The organism is Heyndrickxia sp. FW510-T9, assembly GCF_058781025.1.
Genome location: NZ_JBYSWK010000009.1, coordinates 1 through 23,153, shown reverse-complemented (window position 1 = coordinate 23,153; position 23,153 = coordinate 1). Strand labels below are relative to the sequence as shown.

General features: G+C 36.1%; 22 protein-coding genes and 1 tRNA gene. 15 read left to right on the top strand and 8 right to left on the bottom strand.

The features are described 5' to 3' along the window. Nucleotides 1-230 precede the first annotated feature (230 nt). The 4 genes from AC3WJF_RS06780 to abc-f all read left to right on the top strand — a co-directional run bounded on the left by AC3WJF_RS06780 (nt 231) and on the right by abc-f (nt 4,106). Nucleotides 231-761 carry an RNA polymerase sigma factor gene (locus AC3WJF_RS06780; RefSeq protein ID WP_492450581.1) on the top strand — a complete coding sequence of 177 codons (531 nt, stop codon included), beginning with the start codon at nt 231-233 and terminating at the stop codon, nt 759-761. 53 nt (nt 762-814) lie between these two features. Next, nucleotides 815-1,783, top strand: coding sequence for a Gfo/Idh/MocA family protein (locus AC3WJF_RS06775; protein WP_492450579.1), 969 nt, complete (start codon nt 815-817; stop codon nt 1,781-1,783). 69 nt (nt 1,784-1,852) lie between these two features. Further along, nucleotides 1,853-1,987 (top strand): RAxF-45 family protein, encoded by a 135-nt coding sequence (locus AC3WJF_RS06770; protein ID WP_492450577.1) that lies wholly within the window; start codon nt 1,853-1,855, stop codon nt 1,985-1,987. A gap of 223 nt (nt 1,988-2,210) precedes the next feature. Beyond that, nucleotides 2,211-4,106 carry a ribosomal protection-like ABC-F family protein gene (abc-f, locus tag AC3WJF_RS06765; protein ID WP_492450575.1) on the top strand — a complete coding sequence of 632 codons (1,896 nt, stop codon included), beginning with the start codon at nt 2,211-2,213 and terminating at the stop codon, nt 4,104-4,106. Nucleotides 4,107-4,182: 76 nt separating this feature from the next. On the opposite strand, the gene AC3WJF_RS06760 is transcribed toward abc-f, so the two are convergent. Then, a complete protein-coding gene (locus AC3WJF_RS06760; RefSeq protein WP_492450573.1) occupies nt 4,183-4,620 on the bottom strand; it encodes a C40 family peptidase in 438 nt (145 codons plus the stop codon). A gap of 307 nt (nt 4,621-4,927) precedes the next feature. On the opposite strand from AC3WJF_RS06760, the gene map reads away from it, so the two are divergent. Then, the gene (map, locus tag AC3WJF_RS06755) at nt 4,928-5,671 is read left to right on the top strand and encodes a type I methionyl aminopeptidase (RefSeq protein WP_492450571.1); all 744 of its coding nucleotides are present in this window, start codon (nt 4,928-4,930) and stop codon (nt 5,669-5,671) included. A gap of 65 nt (nt 5,672-5,736) precedes the next feature. On the opposite strand, the gene AC3WJF_RS06750 is transcribed toward map, so the two are convergent. Beyond that, complete coding sequence (locus tag AC3WJF_RS06750) at nt 5,737-6,327, bottom strand: biotin transporter BioY (RefSeq protein WP_492450569.1); 591 nt, start codon at nt 6,325-6,327, stop codon at nt 5,737-5,739. A 395-nt stretch (nt 6,328-6,722) separates the two neighbouring features. On the opposite strand from AC3WJF_RS06750, the gene AC3WJF_RS06745 reads away from it, so the two are divergent. The 7 genes from AC3WJF_RS06745 to AC3WJF_RS06715 all read left to right on the top strand — a co-directional run bounded on the left by AC3WJF_RS06745 (nt 6,723) and on the right by AC3WJF_RS06715 (nt 15,241). Next, entirely contained in the window at nt 6,723-8,051 is a 1,329-nt protein-coding gene (locus AC3WJF_RS06745; RefSeq protein ID WP_492450567.1) for a polysaccharide biosynthesis protein, read from the top strand. Nucleotides 8,052-8,116: 65 nt separating this feature from the next. Further along, nucleotides 8,117-8,410, top strand: coding sequence for a MafI2 family immunity protein (locus AC3WJF_RS06740; RefSeq protein WP_492450565.1), 294 nt, complete (start codon nt 8,117-8,119; stop codon nt 8,408-8,410). A 124-nt stretch (nt 8,411-8,534) separates the two neighbouring features. Beyond that, complete coding sequence (locus AC3WJF_RS06735; protein WP_492450564.1) at nt 8,535-9,725, top strand: LL-diaminopimelate aminotransferase; 1,191 nt, start codon at nt 8,535-8,537, stop codon at nt 9,723-9,725. Next, nucleotides 9,709-11,373: a thiamine pyrophosphate-dependent enzyme gene (locus AC3WJF_RS06730; protein ID WP_492450562.1), complete on the top strand. Its 1,665-nt coding sequence runs from the start codon at nt 9,709-9,711 to the stop codon at nt 11,371-11,373. The genes AC3WJF_RS06735 and AC3WJF_RS06730 overlap by 17 nt, the downstream gene beginning before the upstream one ends. 50 nt (nt 11,374-11,423) lie before the next feature. Next, complete coding sequence (locus AC3WJF_RS06725) at nt 11,424-12,926, top strand: aldehyde dehydrogenase family protein (protein WP_492450560.1); 1,503 nt, start codon at nt 11,424-11,426, stop codon at nt 12,924-12,926. Nucleotides 12,927-13,045: 119 nt separating this feature from the next. After that, nucleotides 13,046-14,200, top strand: coding sequence for a saccharopine dehydrogenase family protein (locus AC3WJF_RS06720; protein WP_492450558.1), 1,155 nt, complete (start codon nt 13,046-13,048; stop codon nt 14,198-14,200). A 270-nt stretch (nt 14,201-14,470) separates the two neighbouring features. Beyond that, on the top strand, nt 14,471-15,241 hold the full coding sequence (locus AC3WJF_RS06715) for an IclR family transcriptional regulator (RefSeq protein WP_492450556.1): 771 nt from the start codon (nt 14,471-14,473) through the stop codon (nt 15,239-15,241). Between the two features lie 69 nt (nt 15,242-15,310). Here the strand turns inward: AC3WJF_RS06715 and AC3WJF_RS06710 are convergent, their stop codons facing one another. The 4 genes from AC3WJF_RS06710 to AC3WJF_RS06695 all read right to left on the bottom strand — a co-directional run bounded on the left by AC3WJF_RS06710 (nt 15,311) and on the right by AC3WJF_RS06695 (nt 19,018). Beyond that, nucleotides 15,311-16,636: a bifunctional folylpolyglutamate synthase/dihydrofolate synthase gene (locus tag AC3WJF_RS06710; RefSeq protein WP_492450554.1), complete on the bottom strand. Its 1,326-nt coding sequence runs from the start codon at nt 16,634-16,636 to the stop codon at nt 15,311-15,313. A 2-nt stretch (nt 16,637-16,638) separates the two neighbouring features. Beyond that, a complete protein-coding gene (locus AC3WJF_RS06705; RefSeq protein ID WP_492450552.1) occupies nt 16,639-17,958 on the bottom strand; it encodes a bifunctional folylpolyglutamate synthase/dihydrofolate synthase in 1,320 nt (439 codons plus the stop codon). A gap of 247 nt (nt 17,959-18,205) precedes the next feature. After that, on the bottom strand, nt 18,206-18,361 hold the full coding sequence (locus AC3WJF_RS06700) for a hypothetical protein (protein WP_492450551.1): 156 nt from the start codon (nt 18,359-18,361) through the stop codon (nt 18,206-18,208). 108 nt (nt 18,362-18,469) lie between these two features. After that, complete coding sequence (locus tag AC3WJF_RS06695; RefSeq protein ID WP_492450549.1) at nt 18,470-19,018, bottom strand: GNAT family N-acetyltransferase; 549 nt, start codon at nt 19,016-19,018, stop codon at nt 18,470-18,472. A 358-nt stretch (nt 19,019-19,376) separates the two neighbouring features. Between AC3WJF_RS06695 and AC3WJF_RS06690 the strand changes: the two genes are divergently transcribed. Together AC3WJF_RS06690 and AC3WJF_RS06685 are read left to right on the top strand one after the other, a co-directional pair. Next, nucleotides 19,377-19,449 (top strand) — tRNA-Arg (locus AC3WJF_RS06690). 158 nt (nt 19,450-19,607) lie between these two features. After that, a complete protein-coding gene (locus AC3WJF_RS06685; protein ID WP_492450547.1) occupies nt 19,608-20,687 on the top strand; it encodes a nitric oxide synthase oxygenase in 1,080 nt (359 codons plus the stop codon). Nucleotides 20,688-20,892: 205 nt separating this feature from the next. Here the strand turns inward: AC3WJF_RS06685 and AC3WJF_RS06680 are convergent, their stop codons facing one another. Continuing rightward, complete coding sequence (locus AC3WJF_RS06680; RefSeq protein WP_492450545.1) at nt 20,893-21,099, bottom strand: hypothetical protein; 207 nt, start codon at nt 21,097-21,099, stop codon at nt 20,893-20,895. A 261-nt stretch (nt 21,100-21,360) separates the two neighbouring features. Here AC3WJF_RS06680 and AC3WJF_RS06675 point away from each other — a divergent pair, with 261 nt between their 5' ends. After that, complete coding sequence (locus tag AC3WJF_RS06675; protein WP_492450543.1) at nt 21,361-22,191, top strand: glucosaminidase domain-containing protein; 831 nt, start codon at nt 21,361-21,363, stop codon at nt 22,189-22,191. Nucleotides 22,192-22,457: 266 nt separating this feature from the next. Here AC3WJF_RS06675 and AC3WJF_RS06670 read toward each other — a convergent pair whose 3' ends face one another. Next, nucleotides 22,458-22,574 (bottom strand): YjcZ family sporulation protein, encoded by a 117-nt coding sequence (locus AC3WJF_RS06670; RefSeq protein ID WP_492450728.1) that lies wholly within the window; start codon nt 22,572-22,574, stop codon nt 22,458-22,460. Between the last annotated feature and the right edge of the window lie 579 nt (nt 22,575-23,153).

Sequence of the window (23,153 nt, the reverse complement as noted above, 5' to 3'; positions counted from 1 at the left end):
CCTTATGTAAAATTAAACCTGTTACCTCATGATAAAAATATCTAATGTTGATAGATTAATATTTGGTTATAAAACTGTAGGGATTCTTTTTTTTATTACGTTTATATATAAAAGAAAAAACTTAATATTTTCTAAGCAAAAATTAAAGAAAAATTAAGAATCCGTTTTGGTTAATTTAAGTTTGTTTCATTAAAATGTAACTAGAAATTGATGATGTAGGAGAGAACAAAATGATTGTAGATAATCATAAAAACAATAGTGTAGTCGATTTAGAAGAATTCATTCAAATACATGGAAAAGCACTTTTACATTACATATATTCTATTATGAAACATTGGGAGTTAGCTGAGGATATTTATCAAGAAACACTTGTTTCCGCATTTATTCATTATAAATCTTTTGAAAAAAGGGCATCACTTAAAAACTGGATTTTTAAAATTGCCCAAAATAAGTGCAAGGATGAATGGAAGAAGGATAATGTTCGAAATCGTTATTTAAATTATCAAGCATACTGGGAAAATGAAGAGGAGTTGCATGACGAAACGGAAAAAACAGTTATGGAAAAATGCCTTCATGACGAGTTAATGAAAAAGGTTAATGAACTCCCAAATCGATATAAAAACCCTATTTTGCTTTACTATTTTCATGATTTTACGATTATGGATATATCAAAGAATAGTAAGCTGCCAATGTCTACTGTGAAAACTCATTTAAGACGTGGAAAAGAAAAGCTTAAATGTAAAGTTGCGACGATAAATTAATATTTGACGTTTTCAAAAAGTCAGAGAATAATAAAAGCATAGGGGGTGCAAATATGGAAAAAAATCATTTGGTAAAAGTCGGTATTATCGGATTGGGAGCTATTGGTGAAAGGCTATTATGGCAGTTTGTTAAACATCCGAATACGGTAGTCGCTGCAATTTGTGACACTAATACTTTAAGGTTAAATGAGTTACAAGAAAAAATAGATAATGTGAAAATATATACGAATTATAATGAATTAATTGCAGATCCTTCCGTAGATCTTGTCTATGTTGCCGTACCGCCAAAGTTTCATCATCTAATCGTAGTAGAAGCGGCAAAAGCAGGCAAACATATTTTATGCGAAAAGCCATTAGCAAATTCATTAACAGAAGCAGAAAAAATGGCTAGCGCAGTTGAACAAGCACAGATTGTGAATGCGATTAATTTTCCTTTAGCATATAGCAATGCTGTCCACACATTGAAATCTAAAAAGGAATCAGGAGAAATTGGAAAAATAAAAAGAGTTGAGTTAAAAATGCATTTTCCAGAATGGCCGCGCAATTGGCAGCAAAATCCTTGGATCGCAAGTAGGGAACAAGGTGGGTTTATTCGGGAGATTACTCCTCATTATATTCAAGTGATGCAAGAACTTTTTGGGGAAATTACATATGAACAATCTTTTATTGACTATCCGGAAAATCCAGAGCATTGTGAAACAGGTGTTATTGCAAAATTAAAGCTTCATGATGGTACTCCTGTTGTGATTGATGGATTAAGCGGAATTGGAAGAAAAGAAGAGATATCCTTTAAATTGTACGGTGACAGAGGGACATTAGCTCTTAAAAATTGGGCTCAGCTTGAAGGGGAAACAAACGAACAATCTGCATTTCCAATCGAAGCGGTTGAAAATAATGAGCACCAAGATCTTATTTCAGAACTAATTAAGGCAATAGAAGGCGAGCAATCGAGACTTGTTTCCTTTAAAGATGGCTATAATGTACAAAAGGTATTAGAGCAACTTTTGCAGCATAATGGATAATTAAAGCTTGCAATGAATGTTCAAAAAAATTAAAATAAAAATAATCGTAATGAAAGGTGGTGTGTAGAGATGAATCAAGCTGTTTTAGTTCGCGGGCAATGGATGGAATACATGGATATTTGCCGTGCGATTTTTCATGCTGTAGTTGCTAACGGGATAAGTATGCCCATTTTTAGCAACTGCATATGGAAAATAAAACGGTGAGAAAATCTCTATAACCACTTTTCTATAGTTCGGTAAAGGGGAGGGCTTCTTGCTCTCTCCTTTTTATGTCTAGCTACAGCGGCTAACGGATTAGCAAGGCGCTTATGCTTTTCATATATCGATGTGTTAATCTGAAACACATATCATTTGAACTTAAAGTCATGGGATTTAATTTCCTATGGCTTTTTTTGCGTTAAAAAAAACGGAATTGGAGAGAAATAAAATGATTATTTGCAGCATTCAAGATATTAATAAATCATACGGAGGGAATCTCCTATTTGAAAATATAACACTGGAAATTAAAGAAAATGATTATATCGGTCTTGTAGGTAGAAATGGAAGCGGAAAAACTACATTATTAAAAATTATGGCGGGTATGGAAGAACAAGATGGAGGGCAAGTTCATTGGAAAAAAGGGCTTGAAATTGGCTATTTAGCACAGATAGCCGATTATCCAATGGAAATAAAGGTTGAAGGTGTTTTAAAAAGTGCTTTTCAAACCCTGCTCGATAAACAAGAAAAAATGACAGAGCTTGAGGCATTGATGGGAAATGAGCTAGATCCGGACACACTTCAAAAATACATCAATTTGTACGGAGAATTACAGGATTATTTTCTTCAGCATGGCGGGTATGAAATGGATGCGAATATCGACCGAGTGGCAAATGGCTTAAATATCACGAGTCTCTTATCACATTCATTTAATCAATTAAGCGGCGGTGAAAGAACAAAAATTGGCTTAGCATTAATATTATTGAAAAATCCTGACTTACTCTTGCTTGATGAACCGACCAATCATTTGGATTTACAAGCGGTAGAATGGTTAGGCAGCTTTTTGCGAGAATACAATGGCACAGTAGTTGTAATCTCACATGACCGTTATTTCTTAGATGAGGTCGTTAATAAAATTGTCGATATAGAAGACGGAGAAATACACGAATACAATACTGATTTTTCCGGATTTGTAAGAGAGAAAGAAGAAAGATTGCTATTAGAATTCCAGGCCTATCAAGAGCAGCAGAAGAAAATAAAAAAAATGAAGGAAGCAATCAAACGCCTAAAAGAATGGGCAAATCGCGCAAATCCACCAAATGAAGGTTTGCATAAACGTGCTAGAAATATGGAAAGAGCATTAGAAAGAATGGTTAAGCTCGATAGACCAATTTTAAACCGCAGGAAAATTAGTGCAGATTTTAATGATGTAGATAGAAGTGGAAAAGATGTTATTACTATTAAAGAAGTTGGTAAGTCTTATGAGCAAAACCTTCTATTCGAAAATGTTCATATGCATATTCAATATATGGACAAAGTAGCGATAATCGGTGAAAATGGAACGGGAAAATCAACATTAATCAAATTGATGTTGAAGGAGGAACAACCAGATTTTGGGGAGATACGACTTGGTACCAATTTGAAAGTCGGTTACTTATCTCAGCATGTATATGATACTCAAATGAACCATTCTGTAATAGAGGAATTTCGGGAAGAGGTCCATGTAACAGAAGGGGAGGCTCGCCATATTTTGGCTAAATTTCTGTTCTATGGTCACTCTGTATTTCGGAAAGTAAATCAGCTTAGTGGTGGAGAGCGTATGAGGTTGCGCCTGGCACAATTAATGTGCAAGGATATTAATCTTCTAATTCTTGATGAACCAACGAATCATTTAGATATTGATTCATGTGAAGTATTAGAGGAAGCATTGGAAGAATTTAATGGAACGATTATTGCTGTCTCACATGATCGCTATTTCTTAAATCGTTTGTTCAACAGAATATATTGGATTGAGAATCAATCTGTCCATTGTTTCGAAGGGAATTATAAATGGGCAAAAGGGAAAATGGAGGAACTACGGAATAAAAGAGAACTAAAGTTATCTAAAACAAATTCAGTGGAAGTGGCTAAAAAGGAAGATCCAATAAAAGAAGAAAAAATAATGCTTATACTAGAAAAAGAAATAGAACAAATTGAGACTACTATTAGTGTTATTCGTAAACAAATGGAAAAGGAAACAGAAATACAATTATTACAAGAGCTTCATCATGAAGCATACAGATTGGAAATAAAAAGAAATGAGATATATGAAGAGTTAGAAAAAATGGAAGAGGAAGGTGGAAGCTGATAGGGAAACCTATCAGCTTCCATAATTAGAAAGACAAATAAAAAAGTAGCACTCAAGCTACTTTACTTCTAGACTATTAAATTCTTTTTGCCCCAATATATCTTGTTTTCCAATAAGTGCTGGTCAAATAATCAATTTTTACTCCGCCTGTTACGGAGTGAATCACTTTGTTGTTGCCGATGTATATAGCCACGTGGGAGACTTTTTTTGATCCTGTATGAAAAAACACTAAGTCACCAGGCTTTAATTTTGATTTAGGAACAGTTTTTCCTTTATGAAACATTGCTGCTGCTGAATGTGGTAAATTGATTCCTGTTTTCTTGTAAGAATAGGAAACAAAACCAGAACAATCGAACCCCTTTGGTGATATCCCGCCAGTTCTATATGGAGTTCCAATGTATTTTTTTGCAACTTTAATGAGCTTTGTGGAAGAAGCAGCCTCAGCTTCTTTCGCTGGAAGAAAAAATACGATTCCTAATAAAAGTATTAACAGAATAGGGGCAATTCGTTTCATTTAATAGGTTCACCTCGTGAAATTATGTATAGAACTAAAGAATAATGACTATTGTACCTAGCAAAATTCACCAAATAGTAAAATTTACACTTGATATTTTTAATATATCAGAAAATTGTCGAAACTTAGGTTACAGTTATTTTAAAAAGTGTTACAAAAGTATTACGTGGAGTTACAAAAGATATATAAGAGATTTTGAAAATCATTTCTTTTTTCCTATATAATTGATAAGAAATAGTGCTCATCTGTATAAAAGCATTACAAAATGCTACAATACATTCGTTGAAATAAACAGGAGGCTTGTCAAATGATTGTAAAAAATGATCAAGATATAGAAGGATTGAAAAAAATAGGTAAGCTTGTCGCAAATATTCGTGATGAGATGAGAAAGCAGGCAATACCAGGAATTACCACGAAGGAACTCGACGAAATAGCCGGACAGCTTTTTAAAGAAAATGGAGCGATTTCTGGCCCAAAAGGAGAATATGATTTTCCAGGATACACTTGTATAAGCGTTAATGACGAGGTTGCCCATGGGATTCCAAGTGATAGAATCCTGCAAGAGGGGGATCTAATAAATATTGATGTATCTGGCTCCTTAAATGGCTATTATGCGGATACAGGCATTTCCTTTGTAGTAGGTAATGGTGACTCAAAGTTACAAGAACTTTGTGACTGTGCGGAAAGGGCTTTTCAAAAGGGACTAGAAAAAATTAAAGCTGGAACGAAGCAAAACCAAATTGGCAAGGCAGTAATGAATGAAGCGAAAAGAAGTGGCTTTACTGTCATCATGAACTTAACTGGTCATGGGGTAGGAAGGGCACTGCATGAAAAACCGGATTACATTATGAATTATTTTGAACCGTGGGATAATGATTTATTGAAGGATGGAATGGTCATTGCTTTTGAACCGTTTATTTCTACCGGAGCGGAAGAAGTGGAAGAACAAAATGATGGCTGGACATATAAAACACCGGACGGAAGCTTTGTTGCCCAAGTGGAACATACAGTTATTGTAACAAAGGATAAGTCGATTATTTTAACTTTATAAACTTAAGCGGACGCATGCCTGATATTTTGACAAATAACGGGCATATGTCCACCAAACTCAGTAATCTATAAATTAACTGAGTTTGATTTTTTCAGTTTTACTGTTTTATGAAGTCGGTGTGCCATTACACCTGCAAAGATAGAAAGAATAATATCTTTTGGCATTGGTGCGAGCATCCATACCCATGCCATTTTATAAGTGAACCCATCAGGAGCTCCCGCCCAGAATTTATAAGCAAAATACATCCAATTTGTCCCGAAAAGATAATTTATTGCCATTCCGATAAGTGCGGCAATGATGTAACTAGATAATTTATTGGATTTTTCTACAACTTTACCTGTTATAAAAGCTAAAAGAATAAAGGAAAGAATAAAGCCAAAAGTGGGGTCTAAGATTATGCCTGGCCCACCACTAAATCGAGAAAATATTGGAGCGCCTACTAATCCTACGACTGCATAAACAATCATGGAAATTGCCCCAATCCTACTTCCTAATAATACTCCAGCCAATATTGCAAAGAAGGTTTGTAATGTAATCGGAACCTCACCAATTACCATAAATGGAACGAATGATGTAATATTTGCACCTATCATCATTAATGCGGTAAACATACCAGCATAACAAATATCAAGTGCACGTAATTTTTGCTTTCTCATGAAGAAATTCTCCTTTATTATGTAGTAAGCTCTTTTCTTAAACATTGTTGTTTTTGTAATCGTAAGTCTTACAATTTTCCATTTTCAACCTTTGATTGGACAATCCTATTAAGAAAAGATGCCCCGAAGCTAATTCTTATTAGAAATTTAAATAAAGTACGAAAAGCAACAGTTCATTCGAAAACAGCAGTTAGTAATAACAGAATAATAGATTGTTTTTAATATTGTCAACTTATTTTTAAAAAAGGTTAACAATAAATCGAGCACATAAGAATTCTAATCTTTAGTACCTAATAAGGTTTTAGGGTTTTGAAGAAATAAAAATCTATACATATATTCTGAGGACTTGTCTCATATCCTTTACTATTGGACATCGTAATAAAAGGAGAGACAGTATGAGTTCTTTTTTCAGAGGTATATTTTTATTAGCGGTCGTTGCTTGCTTAGGAGAATGTATAGAGTTCCTAGTCAATATGGTGCTTGCGAAGCAGCTTGGTGGAGTTGGTATGGGTTTATACATGTCCATTTTACCATTAGTCTTTTTTGTTGTTGTATTAGCTAGCATGGAACTCCAGGTTTCTATTTCAAAATATATTGCAGAGAAAGATGAAAAGTACCATGCAAGTATGCTTCGTCACGGAATTCGATTTGCTACATTTTTTACCATTGTCTTAACAATCACAACCATTTGTGTATTGCCGATTATTCCAGTTTTCAATCATTATCATCCTTACATACGCTTGCTCGTCATTATTCTAATTCCAATTACTTCCTTCTCGTCGATAGCACGCGGCTATTTCATGGGTGTTCAGCAAATGGGAAAAATCGCAATTGCTAACTTTACAAGAAAAGTTGCCCAGTTAATTTTACTTGTGTTTATTTATCATTTATTTCAATTTAAGCTTGAAATCGCTATTCTAATTGCTCTATGTGCACTAGTAGGAAGTGAGCTCATTGTTCTTATTTATCTTTTACAACAATTTTATGTACAAATGAAACAAATGAAAAATAGCGGGAATGTGCTATTAAGTGGAAAAAATGTTCGTAAGAGTCTATTATCTGTTTCATTACCAACAACAGGCATGAGAATTTCTCATTCCATTGCTCATGCTATTCAACCATTTTTAATTAAAGCTTCTTTAATGAAAGCTGGATTGACCGGTACGGTTGCACTTGAACATTTCGGGATCGTAACGGGCGTTGCCTTTAGTATTGGTTTTTTTCCGGCATTTGTTGCTCATTCCTTTTCTACGGTACTTATTCCGACCGTTTCAGAAGCCTATGCAAAAAAGGAATATGTAAAACTGCAAAAAATATTGCAACAAGTGATGTTTATGACATTTCTTTATGGGATTCCAGCTATCCTCATTTTTCATTTTTTTGCTGAGCCGTTAACCCATTTATTTTTTAAATCTGCACTTGCACCTCTTTATTTGCAACTATTATGGCCGTATTTCCTATTTCATTATTTTGTCATTCCATTGCAGGCTTTTTTAATAGGAATAGGGTTGATAACAGATTCTCTTCTTCACTATGTTTGGGCTACCTTTATCTTGTTTGTTATGATGTATATTTTAGGATCAAATCCGCATTATCAAATGGTAGGAATTATCCTTGCTATGAACACAAGCGCCTTATTGTTAATGCTTCTGCATTATGTAACAATCTGCAAAAAAATTGGTGTCAGTTTAATTTTACGAAAGCCGTTTAAACAATCCTATTAGCCTAGAGGAATTTTGGAATTTATCCAGAACTATTTAAGAAAATTCATATAGTACAGGTGATGAATATGTCAATTGATAAAGATGATTTACTTTTATCCTCGCAAACAGTATTAATCGGTGCGATACCAAAAAAGCTGAGAGGACTAACCGTAAGAAACGACTACAATTCCCTGCTTTGGATGGCATATTTTGATGATCAACCAAGTGAAAAAGAAAAAGACGTTTTAAGTAGGGCATTTCGAGAGATTGCATCAAAATATCCGGGAATACATAATATCCGGGAGGAATTTGTCTTCATTCCAACATCCTTTCGAATCGACATCCTAGATTATTGGGTTTTTCTTAGATGGGAAGAATAAAACAGAGGGACGGTTCTCTTGTTTCTTAAGAAACAAGAGAACCGTCCCTCTGTTTTCGTCATATTTGAAACTCAGTTTCATATAATGAAATGACAGTTAAAGGATTGGAGAGGGGGAATGTAATTTGTCTTTTGTTTCAAAACGTGTTCAAGGACTGCCACCGTATTTATTTTCGATCATTGATGAGAAAAAGAAACGGCTACAGGAAAAAGGAATGGATATCATTGATTTAGGAATTGGGGCGCCTGATTTACCGACACCTAGTTTTATTGTAGAAAGACTCAAAAAAGAACTGGGAAATCCACTTAATTTTAAGTATTCAGGTTATGCTGGTTGTCAGGAGTTTCGCCAATCTGTCGCATCATTTTATAAAAATCATTATCAAGTAGAATTGGATCCGGATACAGAAGTGTTAACACTCGTTGGCTCAAAAGAAGGGATTGCACATATAGTTCCGGCGATGATTGATCCTGGTGATGTTGTGTTAATTCCTGATCCAGGTTACCCCGTTTATCGAACGGCCGCCTACCTCTCAGGTGGAGAGTGTGTAGACCTTCCGCTCATACCGAACCAACATTACCGCCCGGATTATACAAAAGTGTCTAATAAACATAAAAAACAAGCAAGACTCATGTTTTTGAATTACCCTGGTAATCCCACTGCAGCAACAGTAGAACTGGATGTCTTGGAAGAAGCTGTTCATTTCGCAAAAGAAAATCAAATAGGAATCGTCCATGATTCGGCATACAATTTAGTCACCTTTGACGGATATAAGGCACCAAGCATCCTTCAGGTTCCCGGTGCAAAAGAAGTTGCTGTTGAATTTGGTTCATTGTCAAAAAGCTTTAACATGACAGGATGGCGGATTGGATATGTCGTTGGAAACCGTGATATTATCCAAGCCTTATCCATTGTTAAAAGCAATACGGACACAAGTCAGTTCCTCCCGATTCAAAAAGCAGCAGCTGAAGCGTTGTATAGTGACTATGCAACAGTAGAAGAAAACAACAGCATATACAACGAGCGTCTTGAAAAAATGGTAGAAGCATTACAAAACATTGGCATCCAAGTAGAAAAGCCTAAAGGGTCCTTTTTTATTTGGGCACCAGTTCCGAATGGGTATTCTTCTCAAGAGTTTGCAGAAATGGTACTTGAAGAAGCAGGCGTAATTATCACACCTGGTAATGCATTTGGGCCATCAGGGGAAGGGTATTTTCGTATCTCCTTAACCGTACCAACCGCAAGGCTATTTGAGGCAGTAGATAGAATGAAAAGCCTAAATTTTGAGGTGAATGTAAATGTCTCAGATACATGAAAAAAGAGAAATGAACGGAGCGGGGGCAATTGTGGAATGCATGAAACTGGAAGATGTCGTAAAAGTGTTTTGTGTCCCTGGTGAAAGTTATCTTCCATTACTTGATGCCATTTACGAAGAGCCAACCATTGAGTTGATCACAGCAAGGCACGAAGGCGGGGCATCTTTTATGGCAGAAGGATATGCAAAAGCCTCGAAAAAGCCTGGTGTTGTCATGGCAACACGCGGGGTTGGTGGTGCGAATTTAGCAATTGGCGTACATACGGCATACCAAGATTCCACGCCAATGGTTGTTTTTTTGGGTCAGGTTCATAGTAAATTTCGCGGAAGAGAAGGGTTTCAAGAAGTTGACCTAGATCAATTCTTTGGACATATCGCTAAATGGACCGTTGAAATTAAAGATGTTGACCGAGTTCCAGAGCTTGTTCAAAGGGCTTTTCGGATTGCCCAAACTGGAAGACCTGGTCCTGTAGTCATTTCTTTACCAGAGGATTTGCTTAAGGAAACAAGTATGATGACCTTTCACCCAAAGGTAAGGAAGCCAAGACCAGTTCCTAATGAAACTGAAATTCATGAAATACAAACGATATTAAATATAGCGAAACGCCCATTAATTATCGCTGGCGGAGGGGTCATTTCTTCTGAAGGAGAAGAAGAACTCCTTGATGTTGCTGAAATGCTTCACCTTCCAGTTATAGCAGCATTTCGCAGGCATGATGTTTTTCCGAATCATCATGCATTATACGCTGGCCATTTAGGCTTAGGAACTCCGAAAGACATTTTAGCAACCACGAAAGAAGCCGATGTCATTATTGCTATAGGTACTAGACTTTCAGAAGTAACCACTCAAGATTATTCTTTAATTAGACGAGATCAAATACTTATTCATATTGATATCGATGAACTAACCTTAGGCCGAGTGTACGAGCCTAATTTAGGGGTCATATCAGATGCGAAGGAAGCTTTAACCAAGATGTTATCCATAAGGGTCGAGACAGATTGGAAAGACTGGACTGCAAAATGTAATCAAAGGTATCGCGATTCTTCCATCATAAGGGAGAAGGAAGGTACGCAACAGCTTTCGAATGAAGACGTAATTAAAGAACTGCAAAAACTGCTTCCAGATGATGCAATTATCACAAATGATGCTGGAAATTTCGCAGGTTGGCTTCATTTATATTATCGATTTAAACAAAAGAAGACCTATATTGGTCCGACCTCGGGAGCGATGGGGTACGGTCTTCCAGCAGCAATCGGAGCGGCCATTGCTTTTCCAAATAAGGTGGTAGTGTCATTGTCGGGGGATGGTGGAATGATGATGACCGTCCAAGAGTTGGAAACAGCTGCCCGCTACAACATTCCTGTCATTAGCATTGTGTTTAATAATTCTATGTATGGAACGATACGAATGCATCAGGAAATTCATTATCCTGAAAAGGTAATCGGCACTGATTTAGGAAATATTGATTTTGTTGCGCTAGCCAAATCCTTAAATGCAAATGGAGTAAAGGCACTTACTGTTACAGAATTCCAAGAGGCAATACGTTGTGCTTTGAAATCGAATTTGCCAACGGTGATAGAAATTGAAATGGATCCGGAAAAAATTTCTGTCACAAAAACAATTCGACAAATTCGCAGGAAAATTTAGATTTTTCTAGAAATATTTATAAGTAGAGAATTAGAAAGGGGATGGAAAAGATGGCTAGGAAAATAGTTGATGGTTTAACAGTTGATAATTTTATAGACGGTGAGTGGGTAATCTCGGAAAAAGAGCAATATGCACCTATTAAAAACCCGGCTACTGGAGAAACAATTGGGGAGGTTCTTTTATCCTCAACGGAAGATGTGGATAAAGCAGTAGCTGCAGCGAAAATGGCCCAAAAGCAATGGGCGCTTGTTCCTGCACCACAGCGTGCTGAAGTTTTGTATCAGGTCGGTCTGCTTTTAAAAGAAAAAAAAGAAAAGCTGGCTCGAATTTTGACAATGGAAATGGGCAAAGTGATTGAAGAAGCCCGAGGCGAGGTACAAGAAGGGATTGACATGGCATTCTATATGGCAGGTGAGGGTAGGCGCCTGTTCGGAAATACGACTCCTTCTGAATTAAAAGATAAGTTTGCCATGAGTATCCGTGTACCAGTGGGTATTGTAGGAATCATTACACCATGGAATTTTCCTATTGCCATTGCAACGTGGAAGTCGTTTCCTGCCATTGTTGCCGGTAATGCGGTTGTTTGGAAGCCTGCAACGGAAACTCCGCTAATGGCGAGAGAATTAATTAATATCTTTGCGGAAGCTGGTTTGCCAAAAGGGGTCATTAATCTTGTTTGTGGCTCAGGTTCGAAAGTTGGAACGGCAATAGTAGAGCACCCTGATATAGATGTAATTTCTTTTACTGGCTCCAATGAAGTTGGACGTACCATTGCGGAAAAATGCGGAAAAATGTTAAAGAGAGTGTCACTCGAAATGGGTGGGAAAAATGCCATCATTGTCATGGACGATGCAGATTTAGATTTAGCGGTTGAAGGAATTCTCTGGAGTGCTTTTGGAACGAGTGGGCAACGCTGTACTGCTTGTAGTAGAGTAATCGTCCATGAAAATGTCAAAGCAGAGCTCGAAGAAATGCTATTAGATCGAATGAGAAATTTGAAAATCGGTGATGGTCTGGATGAAGAGGTAAAAATAGGACCAGTAATTAATGGAAATGCACTGCAAAAAATCCATGAATATGTCCAAATTGGGAGAGGAGAAGGGGCTCTTCTACTTGCTGGAGGCTATATTATTAATGATGAAGAATATGCGGAAGGTTATTATTATGCACCAAGTGTCTTTACGAATGTAGAGCGAGATATGAGAATTGCCCAAGAGGAAATTTTCGGTCCGGTGGTGTCGATTATTCCGGTAAAAAGCTTTGAGGAAGCGATAGATGTTAATAATAGTGTTACATTCGGACTGTCCAGCTCTATTTTTACAAGGGATATAAATAAGGTTTTCGCAGCACAGCGTGACCTTGATACAGGGATTGTTTATGTGAATGCAGGTACGACAGGTGCTGAGATTCATTTGCCATTTGGAGGAACAAAAGGTACTGGAAATGGCCATCGAGATTCCGGTGTGGCTGCATTAGATGTGTTTACAGAATGGAAGAGTGTTTATATTGATTTCAGCGGCAGACTGCAAAGAGCGCAAATAGATAATAACTAAAACAAATGCGCAGTTGTAATATACGCGGGTGGTTTGTCTTACATTAGCAAAAATCACCCGCAAATAAACCACAAAGATAAATTAAAACAATGGTCTTATACGAAGAAAGGGGAATAACAATGAAAATAGCGGTTTTAGGCGCAGGTTTAATGGGAAAAGAAGCAGCACGGGATCTAGTTAATAGTGAGGGGGTCAAAACTGTCACATTAGCGGATGTGGATATTAATAGAGCAGAAGCGGTTTGCAGACAATTAGATTCATCCAAATTATCAGCTGCATATTTAGACGCATCAGATTATGAACAATTGAAAGACTTTATTCAAAGCTATGATGTTATTATTAATGCACTCTTTTATTCATTTAATGTTAGTGTGGCAAAAGCGGCAATCGAAGCACGTGTTCATTCTGTTGATTTAGGTGGTCATATCGGTCATGCGACAGATCATGTATTAGAAATGCATGAAAAAGCAGAGGCGGCAGGTGTTACACTAATTCCTGACTTAGGCGTTGCGCCGGGTATGATTAATATTCTTGCAGGATATGGTGCAAGTAAACTGGACGATGTTAAGTCTATCAAACTATATGTAGGTGGGATTCCTGTTCGTCCCGAACCTCCACTCGAATATAATCATGTTTTCTCGATGGAAGGGGTTTGCGACCATTATACGGACCCATCATTAATCATTCGCGGTGGTATTATGCAAGAAATACCATCCTTATCAGAAATCGAAACGGTTTATTTTGAAAAATTTGGTCCACTTGAAGCATTTCATACAGCAGGTGGAACATCCACGTTATCCCATTCTTACCCACATCTAGAGACGCTGGAATATAAAACAATCCGTTATCCAGGGCATGCCGAAAAATTCAAGTTATTAGTAGATTTAAATTTAACTAGAAATGATTATACAGTTGAGGTAAAAGGACAAGAAATTAAACCTCGCGATGTTTTATTAAAAGTTCTCGAGCCATTTGTAGAATTAGGGGAGAAAGATGATGCTGTTCTTTTACGAGTCATTGTAGAGGGTACTGAAAATGGTCATAATGCAAAATATGAATATGAACTAGCGACTTACAAAGATAGAGTCCATCAAGTTACTGCAATGGCACGTGCAACAGCTAATACCATATCTGTCGTAGCACAAATGATTGGCAGCGGGCTTATTACGCAAAGAGGTGTATATGCTCCAGAGAAAATTGTTCCTGGTGAAGCTTACATTATAGAAATGGCGAAAAGGGACGTTGACATAAAAGAATTAGAATCCTTAAGATAATAGAATTTATTACTATAGATAACCATTTATAAAAGTTGTCTACGTCTAGCTACAGCACCTATCGGCAAGCGGATTTCTACGTCTCCTCCCTACGATAAGTCAACATCAGGTGAAATTGGGAGTGCAAATTTCACTCGGTGAAAATGGTAGTTCAATTCTCAATAGCTCGTGAACTACCTCAGCACGGTTTCCTTTATCTCGGTCGAAGACTACGAAATCCGTACGCTAGAGCTGCGGTGCTTTCGCATTTGATTTAAGGGGACGGTAGCAATGAATCAAAGTATTATCAAGGCATTGAATTTGCTAGATTTATTTATTGATGGCAGGCAAGAGTGGAGCCTAAAGGAAATCACAGCGGAGATCGGGTTGCCAAAGCCAACCGTATATCGTTTGTTAGCATCACTGGAATACGGTGGATTTATTATTAAAACAAAAGAATCAGAGAATGATATCCGATATAAATTAGGTTTAAAATTGATGGAGCTCGGGTTTCTTGTAGCAGATCAGCTTGAAGTAAGAAAGATATCATTGCCACATATGAAGAATCTTGCCGGACAAATAAATGAGGTTGTTCACTTAGTTATTTCCCAGCAGAATGAAGCCGTCTATGTAGAGAAAGTGGAGAGTACAAGGGCATTAAGGCTGTACACAAGAATCGGAAAAAGGTCGCCGCTCTATCTAGGATCTGGTCCTAAACTATTGTTAGCTTATATGTCTGATGAGAAGAAAAAGATAGTCATTGAGGAAATGAACCAATATAGAAAAGTAAATAAGCATACTTTTTTAGATGAATTGCAGCAAATAAAACAAAAGGGATACGCGATTAGCAACGGTGAACAGGATGTCGGCACGATTGGGATATCCTTCCCAATCTTTGATTATCGAAGAAGTGTGGTCGCCTCCCTGGCTGTAAGTGGACCAACAAGTAGATTTGAAGGTCCGAATTTTGACAAGATTAAAGAAAAGACTGAGATCGCTGCAATTCATATTTCTCAAGAACTTGGGTTTAAGGATGACAAAAACAGGAACATTCCACTCTAAGGAATGGTTCCTGTTTTTGTCTAGCGCAAGCAGCCGTACAATAAAGTTGCGGCGCTTGCGCTTTTCTTTTTACGGTGTAAATATTCTTTTCACATTGCCAATGAAAGTTTGGGTTCCGATAATTAATAGAATATCAAAATCATCTTTTTTAACAAGTTCTACCGCATCTGCTAACCACTCAGTTTCCGCGACATTTCCGTGGATCATTTTTGCGAAAGATAAAGCATCAGTTGGAAATATAAGATGACTAATATCAGGCTTTGAGATGATCACCTTTTTTGAAAAACCCGCAATAGTTTCGATAACACCTTTATAATCCTTGTCTTGTGGGACTCCGACAATTGAAATCACCCTTTTATCTCCAAACGAATGAATAACTTGCTTTACATATTGTGCTGATTCTCTGTTAATGGCCCCATCCACAATAACAGTTGGGTTTTGCGAAACAATCTCACATCTTCCTGGCCACTCTAAATGCTTGAAACAATTTCTAATAATATTTTCTTGTAATGGCTGATGAAGAATTGCTTCACATGCTTTTATGGCAGTTGCAGCATTATAGGCTTGGAATGTACCTAGTAATGGCAGAAGTAAGGTTTCATAATTTTCATGATTAGAAATAATGCTAAACGATGTTCCACCTTTATCTACTTTAATCTGTTCAGCGTAAAAATCGTTCTCGTAAAGATAAAAATCAGTAGGAAAAAGATGTATTTGTTGTAACATCCATTCTTTGATAAAAGGTTCTTGTTTACTTACGATGACAGACGCCGTTCCTTCTTTAATAATCCCTAACTTGTGTTGTGCAATGTCATAAACAGATGGCCCTAATTGCTGAATATGCTCTTCCATAATAGGGGTCAGAACCGCACACTCGTTATGTAAAACATTAGTATCATCATATTTCCCCCCGCGGCCACATTCAATAATATTGATGTCTGTGTCTTGTTCTTTAAAATACATAACAGCAATAGCAAGTGTGAGACCGACTGGCCCTTGGTATTCGCTTTGGGATAATTCTTTTTCGATTTTTGTAAAGGCAGGGTGCATCTTGGTGCATAGCCTAATAAAATCCTCATCGGTAATCGATTTACCGTTTAACCGGATCCGTTCATTAAAATGAATCAAATGTGGAGAGGTAAACAACCCCACCTTTAATCCGTGATATTGCAGCAAGGAAGCAAGCATCATAGCTGTGGAGCCTTTTCCTTTACTGCCGGTAACTAACACAATCCTTTGTCTTTTGTCTGGAGAACCAAGCAAATCAAGTAATTTTCGAGTAAGTTCCGGTTTTCGAACCTCTTCGTCCTTAGTCTTAAGGATATGTGGATGTGCCCGTAAATAAGATTGATAAATAATATTTTCAGCATCATTCATCGTTGTTAAAGTTGACATTTTTATCCCTCATTAAGCACATAATCCTTGACATAACCAACTAAATACAATGACCCGGTAACTAAGATAACATGATTTTTTTGATACTGTTGGAATGCTTGGTTTAATGCATCTTTCATTTCCTCAAAATAATAGTGTTGTGAATTCTTCAATGACTTTAAGGAATTTTCAATTTGCTCCTTGGAAATATTTCGTTCCTTAAATGGATGTGGAGTGATGATATAAGAAGCATTTTCAAAATGAATGCATTTTATCATTCTTTCCACCTCTTTATTAGAAGAAATCGATAACAATACACTTGAAACTTTCATATCAAGTGATTCGATGCTTTTCTTCAACGTTTGTAGTTCCAATGTATTGTGAGCTCCGTCAAATAAAAAGGTAACCCCATTATTCTCGATTATTTCCATGCGACATGGCATTGCTGCTTGATAAATTGCTTCGGAGATTAAATCCGTTTGAAATGAATAGCCGCATTCAATTAATGCTTCTATCACTGAAATGGCATTACTTGCATTCTGTACTTGATGCTCACCGAGAAATCTTGTTCGCATGTTTTTCAAAGAATAATGCTGACCTTGATAATTAAAAATGCTGCCATTCGTATCACTAAAATTCGTAATGAAACCATAATCTCGATAAATGAATCGAAAAGCAGTTTCACAATGATGTTCAATGTTTAATAGATAATTACGTGCTTGAACATTATTCATCCCGCAAATCGCAAATCTCGTAGTTGGTTTAATAATACAAGATTTATCGATAATAATATCCAGGGTAGTGGATCCTAGCAAATGTGAGTGATCCAAAGTGATTTCGGTGAAAACAGCAATCATCGGGTCAAAGATGTTAGATGGATCCGTTTTTCCGCCAACCCCATTTTCAAACACCACGAGTTTAATCCCATGTTTATGAAAAAAGCTAAGAGCAATCATGATCATGATATGCATATGTCCGACATCTTCTTTTTGAAGATAATTCTCTAGTTTTTTCTGAATCTCTAGGACAATGGAGGAAAATTCTTCTCGATTAATGATGGAACCGTTAACAGCAAATCTTTCCTCATAATCATTCAAATGGGGACCGGTAAATAGTCCGTGATTAATAGAATGATGTGATAGTATAGATGAAATAAATTGAGCGGTACTGCCTTTCCCGCATGATCCAGTTATTTGAATAAAAGTAAATTCAGCAACATCGATTTCAATTAATTGAAGCAAATCTACCATGATTTTATGATGGTACCCATTTTCTCGTGGAGTTGTCCGGCCATTGAAAGTGGAGAGAAATGCGAGTGTCTGATCATATTGAGTATTTGTCATTCAAGTATGCTCCCTATAAACATCGATAAAATAGACGATTTTTTATAATAAAATATTATCATATGTAAAAGTGATTTTTGAAATAAAACTAGTTGGAACAGTATGTAAATGTTTGTCTACCTACTTTCTTTGCGAAGTTAATCCTTATGTCACAAAGACTTGTCGAAATTTGGAGGGCTAACTTCACTTGTTCACGGAGGCTGACAACAATATATTTTGATAGTAAAAAAGACACCATAATATGGTGTCATGTATAAAATGATTCGGTATGTGCCGGTACTGGGTCTATTGTTTTAGCATCTTCAGATATGAGTACTAATTTCAAAGCAAAGATAAACAACCATCCTGCAAATCCAACTACACAAACTAGAAAACCAATGGTAACGATCCATGCGTCAACCATATTTTTCATCCCCTTTTCATGTGTAAAAAAGAACACTCTAGATAATAAAAAATATGCTGAAAAGATGAAAAGCTTTCCATTAAATTTGCTAGAAATATTATTTATCTTTTATAAATTTTTTTCCCACTCTTTCTTAAGCAATCCGAATAAAAGCATATCGTAGGTTTCTCCATTACGTTCGAGAAATTCTCTATATGTTCCTTCATGAGTAAAACCTAATTTTGTATAAAGCTGTATTGCGGGCTGATTATAGCTGAAGACAGTAAGCTGCACTCTCCTGAGATTTAGTTCATGGAAAGCAAATTGTAAGGCCAATTCGAAAGCTTCTTTCCCGTAACCCATGCCACGATACTTTTCATCTCCGATCGCGATAGAAGCCCAAGCAATACGCTGATTCCAAAGAATTCCGTCCAATTCTAAAAATCCAATTAATTGGTTACTTTCAATCGTTCTAATAGAAAAAACAAATTGGTTAGTAGAGTTGGAAAGTCCTTCAAACCAAGTGCGAAGCGAAGCGATGCTACGCGGATGGGCAGGAGTAGCATCAAATAATCGTAAAAAGACAGGGTCTTGATACCAATCGCTAATCGTATTTAAGTCGTCTTCTGTTACTGTGGTTAATTTCACTTTTTCACCACTTAAAATGGAAAAATTCATAAACATACCCCTTATTCTAGTTTGAAATGTGTGGAAACATATGTATAAAATTAGTTTCTCTAAAAATTCAAAAAAACCTAATCAAAATTATAGATAGTCGTTAATGAATCTGATAATATTTGATTATTGATATGAGGAGGATTATTCACCCATGAAAAAATTCTTACTAGGTGCCTTTATAACAATCATCGTACTAATGGTTATCTTTATTATTGTGATGGAAGTATATCCTTTTTAGTGTGCTAAACTTAAATCAACTATTTACATATTGCTCCTGCCTACTAAGTTCGACATTAATTTGATTTATCCTTTTCAAAAATGGCAGAATGCTATATAATATTTATTGCACATTTAATTTGGCTCCGTAGCTCAGCGGATAGAGCGTTGGTTTCCTAAACCATGCGTCGGAGGTTCGAGTCCTCTCGGGGCCGTCATACTAAAAAGAGTAAAACCCCTTGTCACACAAGGGGTTTTACTCTTTTCCTAATGAAAACAATAATTGATTTAATCATAAAATTTTGCCCAATAAGTATGATTTCACAAGGATATAATTATAGGATAAAAGCTATATTTATTAGGAGGACTCATTTTGATTTGCAGTGTACTTCAAGAAGCTGAAGAATTTATAAATTCTTGTTATAAGGAATTAAATAAAACTCAACATGATATAGATGAAAGGTTAACAGAGATTAAAGGACAAATACAAAATAAAGGATCTTACGAGCATACTGCTGAGGAACTAGTTTATGGAGCAAAGGTAGCATGGAGAAATAGTAATCATTGTATAGGTCGATTATTTTGGGATACCTTACATGTAATAGACAAAAGATATATAAACTCTGAAGATGAGATTATTGAGGCGCTATTTGAACATATAGAATACGCTACTAATAATGGTCGAATTCGGCCTACAATTACAGTCTTTCCTCAGCAAAGCCAAAACCAAACTGTGCGTATATGGAATCATCAATTGATACGCTATGCAGGCTATAAGACCAAACATGGTATATTAGGGGATCCTGATTCTATTGCATTTACAGAGCGCTGTATAAATCTTGGTTGGGAGCCGAAATATGGAAACTTCGATATTCTACCTATAGTTATTCAAATCGATAATAGGAGTCCAAAATTTTATGAAATTCCCGAAAAACTTATTTTAGAAATACCTTTGCGGCATCCACAATATGAGTGGTTTGAGGATTTGCAGCTTAAGTGGTATGCAGTACCTATTATTTCTAGTATGAAACTTGAAGTAGGGGGAATTACATATACAGCTGCTCCATTTAATGGTTGGTATATGGGGACTGAAATAGGAGCTCGAAATCTTGCGGATGAATCCCGTTATAATTTGTTGCCTAAGATTGGATCATTAATGAAGCTTGATACAAAAAGTAATCTCACGTTGTGGAAGGATAGAGCGCTCCTGGAATTAAATACTGCTGTATTACATTCTTATAAAGAATGTAGTGTCAGTATAGTTGATCATCATACTGCGGCAGTACAATTTAAAAAATTTGAAGAAAAAGAAAAAGAAATGGAAAGACAAGTAACAGGTAATTGGGTTTGGCTAATTCCACCGTTGGCTCCTTCTACAACCCATATATTTCATAAACCATATAAAAATATTATTAAAAAGCCAAATTATTTTTACCAGGAATCACCATATTAATCACTGTGAAAAGCCAGCAATTTTGTTGGCTTTTCAACATTTTTAAAGATATTAAATAACACTACTGCTAAGCGAATATATTTTATGTTTTCATAGCCTTAACTTTAACTGCATGGGAACTAGACTCAAATTACAAAGATAGTCACCCTCATTTGTCTTTCTACAGGATCAATGATAGTAAGGAATAGTTAATAAAAACTCTCTATTAATAAAAACCACCTCTAGGGAATCCTCGATCTACAACCACATTTCTAGTTATAGGTTGATAAATATTCCGTGGAACATTAACTATATTTTGGCGATTTATGTGCACTATTGGATGAATAACAGGGACTATCCTCGGAGTATAAAAATCTCGCACAACATATTGCGGACGACAAACAATTGGTCTAACTGGTCTACATTGATACATATGATCACCTCCAATATTAAATATAAAATATAAGATGCAATACATATTAGAAGTGAAACGGACAAATACAATAGCATTTATAAAATTGGACTAGACTTAAATACTAGAATAATAAGGAAATTTCTAATAAATATTATGAAAATACAAAAATGGTAATTATTAAGCTTGTTTACTACAAAAAATATACTTTTTTCCTAGCAAAAAAGCCTGTACCATCTTCCCTTTACTTACATCTACTATATAAAAAGGAGAGGATGTAAAATGGGCTTTATAGAGGATATCGCGCCTTATGCTCAAAAGATACAAAATGAATTTCATATCTTGGCGTCATTAATCATTGCTCAGGCGATAATAGAAAGCAACTGGGGTAAAAGTGGACTTGCGGTCAAGGGAAATAACCTATTTGGAATTAAAGGAGCATATAATAGCCAATCTATCACAATGCAAACTACTGAATATAAGATTTTAAATGGAAAAAATGTTCCTTATCAAGTAAATACCGCTTTTCGAAAATATCCGTCATGGTATGAATCCCTATGTGATCTTGCCAATCTGTATGAAAACGGGGTGAGCTGGGATCGAAATAAATATACGAATATTATCGGTGAAACGGATTATAAGCAAGCGGCTAAAGAACTTCAGGCAGATGGATATGCTACAGATCCTAATTATGCGGCAAAGGTAATCAATATCATCGAATCGAATAATTTAACGAAATATGATGAAAAGAATGAACCAAAGCCAAACGGAGATCAAAAGTATACAGTCGTAACGTCCGTGAATGCCTATCTTACTGCTGCAGATGCTAAAGTAGGTAAAAATATTAAAGGAGCCGTTAAAGCTGGCACTTATTTCGTATTTAGCCAATCAGACGGCATGATTAATGTTACAACGAAAGCTGGTGCTCCCGGCAGTTGGATTAATCCTAATGAAAATAAAGCTGCTGCACCTGTTTATCACACGGTAGTAAAGGGGGATACAGTGTCAGAGCTAGCGGTGAAATATGGTTCTTCCCAAGCTGATATCAAAAAATGGAATAAACTTAATGATAACTACTTGATTAAAATAGGGCAGAGACTCCGGGTTAAGTAGGGAAGCTTACCAAAGCAACATGCAAGGATTTCGTTGATAGAAATTCTTGGTTTTTAATTCTTAAAACTCGACTTTCCGTTAAGTGGCGTTTTGATTTGTCTGTAATTAGGAGAAAAGGTAAACCAACTGTAACTATAAGGAAAGCTTCAGAAATTAATAGTAATTTTTACTAGTAGTATTATTGATCATTTTTTTGTTAGATTCATTTCATCAATAGAAAAGATCGGCCACTCTTTTATGGCCGATTGATAAAAAGCTATTAAGTCTTAATAAACGTATGCAGCACCGAAAATAATTAATAGAATGAAAAGAACAATGATTAAAGCAAAACCTTCTCCATATCCGTAACCACCAGCAGCTTCACTCTTATCACCTCCTTTTATGCAGTTAGAAAAGGAAAAGTGGTAGAGGTGCTATTTAATGACATACATCATGACCATTGAAAGTGGGTGACTACATTTTATATGAATTGTATAAACGTAGAATCCAAGTTTTTTAGGAAGACGGAGTTTAAATTAAAAACATAAAAAATCGATAGGAAATAATTAAACGTTTTTATTCTCGGTTTAATAATTAGAGAATGTAAAATACACCACTATTTTAAGCACTACCTGTATGAATTAACAATTGGAACAATTAATAGAAAAAGGGACCTCGACGAAATCCAAAACGTGGACCAAAGCGCGGACCAAAACGCGGACCAAAGCCGAAACGTGGACCGAATCCAAAGCGCGGACCAAAACGCGGACCATATCCGTAACCTCCATATAATGGCATAAATATTCCCCTCCTTTTTATTGAGCGATAATACAGGTTATGCAATTAAGTTTGCTTGTGAGAGGGCAAGCATGGAAAAAATATAAAAAATAAAAAAAGCATTTCGATAAGGCTCTTTTCTTAAACTTTGTTGCTATTTATATATGAGTAAAAATCGGCAGTAGGATTTTTACGGTAATTTTCTG